Raw genomic sequence first — 12,392 nt, forward strand, 5'->3', positions numbered from 1 at the left:
ATCCCCTTTACATTTTAAATAACTTCTATACGTTCCATAGTAAGTGAATACACATTTTCATACCCTGCCACGCTAAGATTTTCCTGCAATCGATCCGTATCTTCTTTCAAAGCGTGTACCAACACCGTATGTTCTGGTAATAATGTATTTAACATTGCCTTAACGTCACTTATACTTTGATGAACTTTATAAGGAACTCGCTTCACCCTACATCCTTTACCTAAACGTTCTTTCATAACCTTTTCTGCAAAACTCCCTTTAGCAATATGCCCAGTAAAGATAATAGAATTTCGTTCTTCATGCCGAAGTTGTTCATAGTATAACTGGGCTCGTTTCGTTTGCATATTCGCATCACTCATGACAACTATTCCATAACTATTTTGCGTACCGATGTCATGATCCATAACGATTATGTTTCTTTTTAAACTCTCCATAAGCCCCTCAAGTTCTTCATTATTTTTAAGCCAATCTTTATATACGAACATCTCTTGGAATCCATCCAAAATTTCTTGATCTACCCTAATGGGAAGTTCTTTATATTTTTCATATAAATACAATACAATATCTTGTGCCCTACCAAGCGGTGGCAATGGTAGTAACGCTATTCCTTTATTTTGCGCAACTCGTTCAATTTCTGCACACAGTTCGTTTATTCGTTCATGTTGCGAAACATCGTCAGTATGATAAGCAGCATCTACGATTGCAACTTTTATCCCCCCGCGCAATTTCTCCGGTAAATTAGCTCGCAATATGTTAGACTCTGCTGAATAATCGCCAGAATAAAATACATATGTATGACTCATATCTACTAAAAACCAAACAGCCCCTAATACATGCCCACTATATCCCCACTGAAACCGTAATGTAGGAGTAACCTGTATCCATTCATTCGGATTACTAATCTCATCAATACAAACATAATTTAAATCTTTAACATTTTGGTCGTTATAAGGTACATTCCATCCCTGCGCTAAATTGTAGTTTCTCCATTTTTCATAATAAGCGGGAAGTTGCTCCTTCGTATAACGAGTCGTCCAAATTTTTTTCTTATATCCATACTTTGCTAATAAAGGTAAGCCCATCGTATGATCTTCGTGAATATGTGATAAAAATACTGCATCTAAAAATGGTACAACTTCCCTCTCTATTTTTGGGTAACTATCCTCATATGACCGATTAATACCACAGTCAAGTACTATTTTCGTCTCTTTCTTTTTTACGAAGTAGCAGGAACGACCGTATTCCCCCGCTCCTCCCCATACTTCTACCCTCATCCTGCTACCCCTTTTCGCTTTTGCTCCATATGTTGCAGAAGTAATAAACATACTGTTGTAAGTCCAACTGAAACGACAGCCATCGCCATTCCAATAGATACTTCTCCTTGTTCAAATTGAGCGAAAATAAATGTTGCTGACGTTTCTACTGATGGAGGTAGTACGAGAAGCGATGCTACTAACTCTCTTATCGAGATTGTAAATGTCATCGCCCATCCGGCAAGAATACCAGGGATAATAAGGGGTAAAATTATCTTTCTAAAAATATAAATATAATTTCCAGAAAAAATACTTCCTGCCTGTACTAGAGAATCATCAATTTGTCCGAGTGATGCTTTTACATACTGTACCGTATAAGGTAAAAAAAGAACGACGTACGTTACGATAACCATGACTGGTGTATTGTAAATTGACAGGGGCATATAGGGTGAATTCCAGAATAAAATAAGCCCTACAACCATCACGATTCCTGGTACCATATTCGGTAACATACCGCACATATCAAGCCATTTTTCAGAGGACTTTTTCCCCTTTCGAATCATAAGCGCCAAAAAGACTCCAATAGTAGCAGCAATAATCGCTGTTATAAGTGAAAATAGAAAACTGTTCCATAAAGCCTCTAATCCTGGAGATCCAATTGTAAACAATGCTTCATAATGGCTCGTTGTAAAGTTGTTTACATGCAAGCCGCCGCCTCTTAATTTTGATAATGAAGCAATCAGTATAGAAAAATACGGGATTCCAATTGATACAATTAATAAACCAATTACATAAACCCATGCTACAACCCGTGTAAATTTAGACAATGTATACCTTTTAGATTTCACACCTTTCCCACTAACCATTGCATATGAGTACTTTCGATTCAATACATTTTGCATATACCAAATGAGCATACATGCACTAAGTAATAAAGAAGATAATGCTGTTGCACTACTAAAATCAATCGGCCAACTCGAAATAAATTTATGAATCTCTGATGTTAATACATGAAATCCTATTCTACGTCCGAATGTAGCCGGTGTTCCAAATTCAGCAATCGTCTTTACGAAAATAAGTAAAGCACCCATTACATAACTTGATACTAATAACGGCAATATGATCTTTCTTAAACGATAGAAAAATCTTCCACCATGAACCGCTGCAGCTTCTTCTTTACTACTTCCAATTTGAAGTAACGTATTTTTCAACATAAAATAAAGGAATGGAAATAAATGCAGACTCATTATTAAAACCATACCTCCTAAACTAAAAAACGAAGATGAAATCGTCTTTAGCATCGGAAAGAACTGCTCGAAATAGCCATTCGGCTGCATGAACAATATCCAGCCCATCGATCCAATATACGGTGGAGTCATAAATGGAATCATAAAAACAATATCCAACTTACTATACTTTCCAACATCTGTTTTACTCATAATAAACGCTAATGGAAATGCAAATATGGTCGCTCCTATTACTACGAGTACACCTAAAAGCATCGAGTTTAGAAAGATCCTCGCTAATCCACCACTCTGTATCACTTCAAAAGGCTTTAAAAAATCCCAACTACTATTTTCATATACACTAGAAAATAAAATGAGGAAAAGCGGAATGACGATTAACATCGCCACAAGTAACAACGCTACCGTCATCCCAACTTGTCTTACTGATATGAATCGATTTACCATGTAATCACCATCTTATTGAAATACTTTCTTAAATTGTTTTCCTATTTCATCTTGTTCTTTCTCAACTGTTTTCCAATCAATATTTAATACCGGAATTTCTTCTACATTCGGTCTATTTTCAGCTTTTATATCTGTTCTACCTGGCAATAAATACGCTTTAGCAACTTGTTTTTGCACATCATCTGATAATAAATAATCAATAAACTCTTTTGCACCTTCTACATTTTTACTATCCTTCATAATCCCGGCTGCTCGTGGGCTAATAACTGTTCCGCTTTTTGGATAAACAATATCAACCGGTTCACCCTTTGCTTTTGCACTGTACGTCATATAATCAACACCAGCAATGACCATGTCTTTCGCACCTGTTACTACAGGATCTAACGCTTCTTGATTTGCTCCTGCTACTGTAACTTCATTTTTCTTAAGCTGTTCAAATAAATTCCACCCATCTTTTCCATTCTTTTTCACATATCCTGTTACAAAGTCTAAAGCTGAACCTGAAAGTGCTGGATCTGGAAGATTCACTTTTCCTTTCCATTCCGCTTTCGTTATATCACTCCAATCTTCAGGCGCTGTCTTCACATTTTTTGTGTTATACACAATTCCTAACGCTGAAGCACTATATCCGAAATAATGTCCTTTATCGTCCGACCATTCAGAACGAAGCTTATCAGCTTGTTTCGCTTCTTTATAAGCTAACGTTTGCCCATCCTTTTTTAATCCTTCCATCGCTGGTAATGATGCAAGTACGACTACATCAACGACTGGATTTTTCTTTTCAGCTTCCATTCTCGCTAAAATTTTACCTGTTGTTCCTTGAAACATTTCTACTTTTATACCTGTTTTCTTTTCAAAGTCCTTTTGAATCTTTTCTGCTAATCCTTTTGGTCCTGCACTATATACAACAATTTTCTTTTCATTCGTAGCTTTACTCTTTGCATCTGCATTGCCTGTCTTTGAACTACACCCTGTTACTACAGCCGAAAATAATAAAGTACATACAAATAAAGACTTAAGCGAACTGAATTTCTTCATACGATTCTCCCCCTATATGATGAATACATTTTTTTGGCACATATAACGATACTGGCTTACCGATGCTTAATTTACTATTGTGATAAGCTGTCCATATTCCGAGTGCCCCCATGTTTACTTTCATTTCATACCGTTCTCCTACATATGTAACGTGCTGAATTTTACCTGTATACATTTCACTCACTTCATTTCTCGTCCAGCTTACATGTTCTGGACGAACCATTTGTTTCCCCTCTACAAGCCAATTTGCTTTACCAACAAATTTTGCAACAAATTCATGAGATGGCTTCACATAAATGTCTTCTGGAGTTCCTTTTTGTAATACTTCTCCTTGTTTCATAACAATAATTTGGTCTGACATTGACATTGCTTCTGTTTGATCGTGCGTGACATACAATGCCGTTAAACCGATTGAATGAACGATATCCATAAGCTCTAATCGCATTTCTTCTCGCAAAATTGCATCGAGTGCACTCAGCGGTTCATCAAACAAAATAAAATGCGGTTTTGTTACAATCGCTCTTGCAAATGCGACGCGTTGCTGCTGTCCACCAGAGAGTTCATGCGGATACCTTTTCTCCATCCCTTGCAGGCGAACTCGCTTTATTGCATCTTCTACTTTTTCCCGTAATTGATTCGTTTGCTTTGTAGCCCTTAAACCAAATGCAACATTTTCAAATACTGTCATATGCGGCCATAAAGCAAAATCTTGAAATACCATACCGATATTACGTTCATGAGGAGATGTTTTGATTTTTTTTGCACCAGAATACATGCACTTATCTCCAAAATATATTTCACCTTTATCTGGCTCTTCAAGTCCTGCAATCATTCTAAGTAAAGTCGTTTTCCCGCATCCCGAAGGCCCTAAAAGTGTAGTGAATTCACCTTGTTTCATGACAATTTGTAACGGTTTTAACGCCTGTGTTTTTCCAAACGTCTTTTCTAATCCATGAATTTTAATATCCATCGTTTCACCTCTCTCCCCTCACTCTTAACCTGCTTTCATTCTATCTGGAAGATTTATACTGAATGTTAATGTACTGTAAAGATTAAATTAAAAAACTTCTAATAAACTATTTATTTCTATAGATTTTTTCTATAGTTAAAATAAAAAAGGCGGCAACTCATAATGAATCTTTTAAAGTTAGAAATTGTAGTGCTTATTAAGAAATATAAAAAACTTACGATAGTTGCAGAAAAACTTGGTGTTAAACAACCTACTATTACATTCCATATAAAAAGCTTAGAAGAAGAACTCGGTGTGCCTTTATTTGAATTACGTTCTGGAAGATATTTCTTAACAGAGGCTGGTGAGGCATTGCATCATTATGCTTGTAAAATAGATGCACTTATGAAAGAAGCTAGGCGGGTCACACAAGAGTTTAAAGATTTTCATAAAGGTGCTATAACAATTGGTGCTAGTTATGTACCAGCAACTTATCTTTTACCAGAAATTATTCACCAATTTCAATGCGAATTCCCAAATATAAAAATAACAATTATGGTAAAAACAGCTCCTGAAATTCGAACGATGCTACAAAATCATGAAATTGATCTCGGTGTAATTTCTGCGGCACCGTTTGATGAATCACTTTTAAAAGAAACAAAAATAATACCTGATACACTTGTTCTTGCTTTCTCAAAAGAACATCATTTTTCAAAAAAAGAAAATGTATCATTACAAGATATCGAAAAAGAACGTATACTATTGCATCGTAACCCATCTACAACGAGAGATTTACTTACGCAATGGATGTTAGAACATAACATTACGTTCCAATCTGAAATTGAGTTAGATTCATTAGAAACGATGAAACAAATTTTAAAATATGGGAATGGAGTTGCTTTTATTTCTAAACTCGCTATTGAACAAGAAGTAAACCGAAATGAACTATGCTACATACCCATCCCTGGATTTGAATTTAAACGTAACATTTATACGATTCATCATGAGGACAGGTGGAATTCTAAAATTATTTCTTTTTTACTACATAGCATCACTTCTTATGCAGCAAAAAATTAAAAGGCTGTCGTTATACACGACAGCCTTTTAAACTATTACTCTATTTATTTTTCTTCGCTTCAATTTTTGCTTGTGCCTCTTCAGCCTTATCTAATGCTTCTGAAACTTTCTTCTCTTTTTCTTTTACATCATCGATACTGTCGACAGCTTTAATGAGTTTATCGATTCCTTCTTCTTCTACTTTTCTCCGTTTTGCCACTCTTTCATTTACTTTCTTTTCCACATCTTTTGCTTTTTGAAGCATATCCTCTGCATTTGATGTTACAGCTTTTTCAAGTGCATCGTCTTTTTTCTTTTGTAGCACTTCATTTGCAATATCTTTCGTTTCTAAATACTTACCATCTTTTAATGCTGTCGCACCGCGATCCAATAACTGCGCGACTTCTTTATATGTCTTCGCTTCATTTCCTGTTTTCTCTTTTTCCGCTTTTTCAAACCACATAATCGCATCACTATATTTTTCATTTTTCAATGATTGCATACCAGTTTCAATATACGTGTCATAATTACTGCATCCAGCCATTACAACTAACAGAAAAAGCATAACAAAACTTAATTTTTTCATGATGTTTTCTCCTTTTCTTTGTCTGCTCACTATACTGTAACACACATGAAAAGGAGTTTCAAAAACTAAAATACTAATTTAGTCATTTTTATAATGATAAGTCAAATTTTTATTATTTTCTTATTTTTAAACCGACACGTCCACTTGTTTTTTTGCCATATGTTGCTTTACCCCAACTAATACAACTAACAATAAACCTCCGCCTAATGTCATCATAACAATGCTAGTAGGCAACATATCTAATAATAATCCATACACAATCATACCGAGTGGTGCGATTGCAGTAGCAATTGTTTCAAGTAGGCCAAACACACGCCCTAAATAGCTTGGATCTGTCGTTTTTTGCATATGTACTTGCATCGGAATATTTACAATCATAATTGAAATACCCGTTAACATCATAAAAGCAATATAGTAAATAAAACTTGCCACTTTTGGAATGGTAACTAATAATGGGAAGACTGTACATAAACTTACACCCGCAAATAAAAACAGTCCAGTATAAATAGAACGAAACGGATTCTTCACTTCTTTACGCACTGATAAAGCAATCGCACCCATTAGCATCCCGACTGCTAACATTCCCTCTACAGTACCGAGTTGCTTTGAAGATAGATGCAATGTATGGACGATAATATATGGAAGTGCTACGGTTAGCCCACATGCAAAAAAGTTTACCCACAGCGCTATTTTCATTAAACCATATATTTCATGCTGTCGTTTTACATATGAAAATCCTTCTTTTATACTCGTCAAGAAACGCTCTTTACTCTCAGCCACTTCTTTTTTGTACAAATCAAATACAATAAATAATTGCAAAATAACGGCTAAAAAGAAAGTAATACTATTTAACAAAAAGAACGACTTAATGGAAAAGAAACCAAATACAACTCCGCCAATAATCGGCCCTAATATATTTGATAAAGAAGCTGCTGTTTGATTTAAAGCACTCGCTTTTTGAATACGCCCTTCATCTACTAAACTCGGAATAGACGAAGTTAATGCAACAGAATAAAAACTGGCACAAATTGATAATAATGCTGCTGAAACATAAATAAAAAGAAGTGATGGGCCAAATATAGTAGCAAGAATAAACATAATAAGCATCGTTAAGCTACTTAATAAATCAGTGCCAATGACAAGCCATTTTCGATTCACACGGTCAGCTACAGCACCCGCAATCGGACCGCAAATCATCCTTGGAAGTGATCCGCAAACGAGCGTAATTGCAAAACCCATTCCTGAACCAGTTGTCTTTAAAACGTATAACCCCATCGCAAATGTATAAATTCCTGCCCCTAATAAAGACGTCATCTTTCCAATCATCATTAAAATAATATTTCTCGTTGCAATCTTCATTCTTGTATCATGTTGTCCTATACTTACATCTCCCATAATGACTCTCTCCCCTTAAAAGTTAAATTGTGTTAAACTTATTATATAATCGACTTTCCAATTTTTACAACAAAAAGTTAAATACAATTTAACTTTCCCAATGATAAAGGAGCTATAATATGGCAACTCTCGGTGAAAAAATTAAAGCGCTACGTAAAGAAAAAAAACTTACACAAACAGAGCTGGCAGGTTCGGAACTTACAAAAAGTATGCTTAGTCAAATTGAAAATGGAAAAGCTACACCTTCCATGAAAACATTACAATATATCGCTGAAAAACTAGGATGTGAAACAAGTTTTTTACTAGAAGAAGATGATAGAGAAATTGCAGAACTCATTACAAAAATGGAGCAACTCATAAAGGAAAATAAATGTGATGAAGTATATAAGACCCTACTACCTATCGTTCAAAAAGAACTCCCTTCTACTTTAAATACGGCTCGTATATACAAACAATTCGTAACTGCCGCAGTGATTATAAAAGATTACAACATTGAATCTTACGTAGAAAAAGCTGTTTCTATTTTTGAAAAATATAAGTTATACCGCGACAGTACGGAAACAAAATTAAAATTATCTTTTGCAATATTCACACGTAAAAAGTATGCAGAATGTTTACAACTTATATCTAATATTAGAAATGATTATGAAGAGAAACATTTAGAAATGGATCTTATTATACATATTGATTTATGTTTATATGAAGCCATCATATTACTAGCATGTGGCGATTACAAAAAATGTGAAGAAACGATATTAGAGACACTCGCATTTTCAAAAAAACATCAAGTGTATTATAAAACAGATGTATTTTACCGGATTTTATCTTACCAAAAAGTCATTACAGTTGATAAAGAACAATATTTATATTACATAAAAAAATCTGAGCAATTTGCCATTTTTACAGAAGACACTCTATCCATTGCGATGATCGATATTTTAAAAGCTTACTACTACAACACGATTACTAATGAATATACAATCGCATTAAAACATGTAGAACAATTTCGAGAAAAACTAAAAGATCAGCCAATTTTTCAAGACGACGGATTGTATTATCTTGAAAAAGGAAAAGCTTTATACGGATTAAAACGTTACGAAGAAGCTTTACAAGCATTGCAACATGCTATTATACCAGATTATATGAACCATCCGCTTGATCAATCGTGGCTTACAACAGCAGGTGCATATCGTGCACTTTGTTACGTCAAACTGAATGATAAAAAAAGAGCTCTTGAAGAAGCAACAAAAGCAAATGAAATGTTACAATCGTATCCAGATTCTATTTTCTCTGCATTTATTAAAGAAACATTACAAATAATACAAAAACTTTAAGAATGTCTCGAAATGGTATATTATTCCTCCTTTTTAGCAAAGATAATAATGATGGGAGGAATATAAATGAATATTCAACGTGCAAAAGAGCTTTCTGTGTCATCAGAACAAGCGAATGTCAGTTTTCAAGGCATGCCTGTTACCATTCAACACGTCGATGAAAACAACGAAACCGCCCGCATATATGAAGTAAAAAATCCAGGACGCGAATTAACTGTTCCAGTTAATAGCTTAGAGGAAATATAAAAAATGCCACTTCATTTTTTTGAAGTGGCATTTTTCTTATGAAACACAGATGCCACTATCATTTCTCCATCTTATAATAAGAAGATGTAAATTTTATACTCTTATTCTATATTTTGTGATATCGTATAATTTGGAAATGGTTAAATCTTTATAGATAAATATCGAATACTTATAAATCTTTCATTTCCCACTTTATGCATGAAGGAGGAATTTTATGAACCTTTCTATATACGAAGGTTTATGTATTATTTTTTTCATAATCATTATTACATACGCTCTCGCCCACAAATATTTATGGTCAAAAAAACTACTTATTATTCTATTTCTCGTTAGTAATGCCATTTATCTTATTTGGCGAACTTTTTATTCGTTACCAACTATTAATCTTATAAGTATTATTGCCGGTATTATATTGTTACTTACAGAGTGGGCTGGGTATTTACAATCTATCGTTTTTAGCATTATTTCATGGAAACCGTATAAACGGAAAGAAGTACCGTTATCAACTTTAGAGGAATTGCCTACTGTCGACATTTTTATCGCAACTTACAATGAACCACTCGATTTATTAAAACGAACGGTCGCAGGTTGTACAATGATTACTTATCCGAAAGAGTTACTCAATATTTACATTTGTGATGATGGCAGGCGGGAAAGTGTTAAAACTCTTGCTAGTGAATTTTCTGTTCACTATATTACTCGTACTGAAAACAAACATGCAAAAGCAGGAAACTTAAATCATGCCATGACCCATTCGACAGGTGATATTATCGTTACAATGGATGCTGATATGGTACCAAGAGCTAACTTCTTAGAGCGAACGATTGGTTATTTTTCTAAAAATAATGTTGTATTTGTTCAAGCACCACAAGTGTTTTATAATGCTGATCCATTCCAATATAATTTATTTTTTGAAGATAATATCGCCAATGAACAAGATTTCTTTATGCGTCAATTAGAGGAAGGAAAAGATCGTTTTAACGCTACGATGTATGTTGGTAGTAATGCTCTATTTCGCCGTACTGCGCTAGAAGAAATTGGAGGATTTGCTACTGGTGTTATTACTGAGGACATGGCAACTGGTATGCTCCTACAAGCGAACAAATGGGAAACTGTATTTGTCAATGAAACATTAGCAGTTGGATTATCCCCAGAAACTTTTAGCGATTTATTAAAACAAAGGGATCGCTGGTGCCGAGGGAATATTCAAGTCGTGAAAAAATGGAATCCTTTCACTTTAAAAGGATTGTCTATTATGCAACGAATTTTATATGCAGATGGAATCCATTATTGGTTTTTCGGCATTTATAAAATGGTATTTTTACTAGCTCCACTATTATTTTTAGTATTTGATATTTATAGTTTAGAAATTAACTTTATGCAATTATTTATGTTTTGGGCTCCCGCCTTTTTAACGTCACAGCTTATTTTTAAAGCTGTTTCTAATAAAAAACGAACAACTACGTGGAGTCATGTATATGAAGTTGCAATGGCTCCTTATATGGGATTTGCTATTTTATCAGAGACGTTCTTACGGAAAAAGTTTCAATTTCATGTAACGAGAAAAGGCGTCCAAAATAATACGAGACATTTTTTATGGATTGCAAGTGTCCCTCACCTCGTATTACTCATTTTAACAGTAATTGCACTTATAAGAGCTACACTTATGCTCTTATACCCTGAACAATATCATATTGAAAGAGAAAGTTTATATATTAATATTTTCTGGGTACTATACAATGGGGTAGCTATTGTCACTTCATTATTTGTAGCGTTTGAAAGACCGCGTTTCCGAAACTCTGAACGATTTTTTGTTAATTTATCAGGTGCTTTATATGCAGAAGATATGACCATTTCTTGCCGCGTTCTTGATATTAGTGAAACTGGTGCACGTTTTGAAATAGATTCATCCATTCCATTTGAAACTTTATCAAGCCTATCTTCCTATACATTATCTTTTGGAGAAGTAGAAAAGATTCATAGTACAAAAAAATGGATTCGGATACAAGCAAATTCCGTGCAAGTTGGTGTATCATTTGATGATGTATCTCATGAACAATATTGTAAACTCGTTCTTCATCTATTTAGTAAGCCGGTTAATGACCGTGTTGAAAAGGTGTACGATAAAGCGTATCTTATCCTTGCAATTGCATCTTTCGTAAAAAACACAAAGAAAGCACCAAGGCAATTTCGCAGGCAACATATACGTGAAGAACTTATGGCTCCTGGAACATTGCATATGAACGGGATGCCAATTGAAGCGACCATTATCGACTATAGTTCCGGTGGATGCCAAGTACAAACCAACACCCCACTCGCCATTGATCAAGTTATACAAGTAACAATGAATGAGCGTAATATTCAAAAGAAAAAAGCCCAAGTATGTTGGATTCAAAAAAAGGGTCGTAAAATATATGCTGGATTAAAATTTACAGCGTAAAAAAAGAAAAGAAGCCTCGTGCTTCTTTTCTTTTTTCATATGCTAAAATATGTATAAAAGGGGGAAATCATATGAAACATGCTCCACAAAAAACAAGCCAGTATTATGCAGTTATATTCACTTCTAATTTATCAAATGATACGACAGATTATAGTAGCGTTGCTGACAAAATGGAGGAACTTGCAAAGCAGCAACCTGGATTTCTAGGTGTAGAAAGTGCAAGAGACCATTCAGGACTCGGTATCACAATTTCTTATTGGGAGTCACTTGAGGCAATTGAAAATTGGAAACAAAACACCTTACATAAAGAAGCGAAAAAAAGAGGCCGTGAGCAATGGTATGAAAACTTCCATCTGCGTATATGCCGTGTTGAGAAAGAGTTTAAGTTTCATAGAGGTACATGA

The 12,392-nt window shown here is 34.5% G+C and carries 11 protein-coding genes; 5 read left to right on the forward strand and 6 right to left on the reverse strand.

All coding sequences use genetic code 11. The features are described from left to right. Positions 1-14 precede the first annotated feature (14 nt). From BAQ44_RS12715 to BAQ44_RS12730, 4 genes are read right to left on the reverse strand one after another with little or no spacing between them, the layout of a single operon-like run. The gene (locus BAQ44_RS12715; protein WP_071721882.1) at positions 15-1,325 is read right to left on the reverse strand and encodes an MBL fold metallo-hydrolase; all 1,311 of its coding nucleotides are present in this window, start codon (positions 1,323-1,325) and stop codon (positions 15-17) included. Further along, positions 1,271-2,944: an ABC transporter permease gene (locus BAQ44_RS12720; protein WP_071721883.1), complete on the reverse strand. Its 1,674-nt coding sequence runs from the start codon at positions 2,942-2,944 to the stop codon at positions 1,271-1,273. The genes BAQ44_RS12715 and BAQ44_RS12720 overlap by 55 nt, the downstream gene beginning before the upstream one ends. 12 nt (positions 2,945-2,956) lie before the next feature. Beyond that, positions 2,957-3,982, reverse strand: a complete 1,026-nt coding sequence (locus tag BAQ44_RS12725) for an ABC transporter substrate-binding protein (protein WP_063263657.1) — start codon at positions 3,980-3,982, stop codon at positions 2,957-2,959. Continuing rightward, on the reverse strand, positions 3,960-4,952 hold the full coding sequence (locus BAQ44_RS12730) for an ABC transporter ATP-binding protein (RefSeq protein ID WP_071721884.1): 993 nt from the start codon (positions 4,950-4,952) through the stop codon (positions 3,960-3,962). Before BAQ44_RS12730 ends, BAQ44_RS12725 begins: the two co-directional genes overlap by 23 nt. A 162-nt stretch (positions 4,953-5,114) precedes the next feature. Between BAQ44_RS12730 and BAQ44_RS12735 the strand changes: the two genes are divergently transcribed. Further along, positions 5,115-6,008 (forward strand): LysR substrate-binding domain-containing protein, encoded by an 894-nt coding sequence (locus BAQ44_RS12735; protein ID WP_071721885.1) that lies wholly within the window; start codon positions 5,115-5,117, stop codon positions 6,006-6,008. 40 nt (positions 6,009-6,048) lie between these two features. Here BAQ44_RS12735 and BAQ44_RS12740 read toward each other — a convergent pair whose 3' ends face one another. Both BAQ44_RS12740 and BAQ44_RS12745 read right to left on the reverse strand, forming a co-directional pair. Continuing rightward, positions 6,049-6,573, reverse strand: coding sequence for a COG3014 family protein (locus BAQ44_RS12740; protein WP_071721886.1), 525 nt, complete (start codon positions 6,571-6,573; stop codon positions 6,049-6,051). A gap of 126 nt (positions 6,574-6,699) precedes the next feature. Beyond that, positions 6,700-7,968, reverse strand: a complete 1,269-nt coding sequence (locus BAQ44_RS12745) for an MFS transporter (protein WP_071721887.1) — start codon at positions 7,966-7,968, stop codon at positions 6,700-6,702. Between the two features lie 119 nt (positions 7,969-8,087). Here BAQ44_RS12745 and BAQ44_RS12750 point away from each other — a divergent pair, with 119 nt between their 5' ends. The 4 genes from BAQ44_RS12750 (at position 8,088) to BAQ44_RS12765 (ending at position 12,392) form a co-directional block, all read left to right on the forward strand. Further along, positions 8,088-9,302 carry a helix-turn-helix domain-containing protein gene (locus BAQ44_RS12750; protein ID WP_071721888.1) on the forward strand — a complete coding sequence of 405 codons (1,215 nt, stop codon included), beginning with the start codon at positions 8,088-8,090 and terminating at the stop codon, positions 9,300-9,302. 66 nt (positions 9,303-9,368) lie between these two features. Beyond that, the gene (locus BAQ44_RS12755; protein WP_016088502.1) at positions 9,369-9,548 is read left to right on the forward strand and encodes an H-type small acid-soluble spore protein; all 180 of its coding nucleotides are present in this window, start codon (positions 9,369-9,371) and stop codon (positions 9,546-9,548) included. 214 nt (positions 9,549-9,762) lie between these two features. Then, the gene (locus BAQ44_RS12760) at positions 9,763-11,988 is read left to right on the forward strand and encodes a glycosyltransferase (RefSeq protein WP_071721889.1); all 2,226 of its coding nucleotides are present in this window, start codon (positions 9,763-9,765) and stop codon (positions 11,986-11,988) included. Positions 11,989-12,059: 71 nt separating this feature from the next. Beyond that, positions 12,060-12,392: an antibiotic biosynthesis monooxygenase family protein gene (locus BAQ44_RS12765; protein WP_071721890.1), complete on the forward strand. Its 333-nt coding sequence runs from the start codon at positions 12,060-12,062 to the stop codon at positions 12,390-12,392.

This window comes from Bacillus mobilis, from assembly GCF_001884045.1.
In the GTDB taxonomy this organism is placed as follows: Bacteria; Bacillota; Bacilli; order Bacillales; family Bacillaceae_G; genus Bacillus_A; species Bacillus_A mobilis.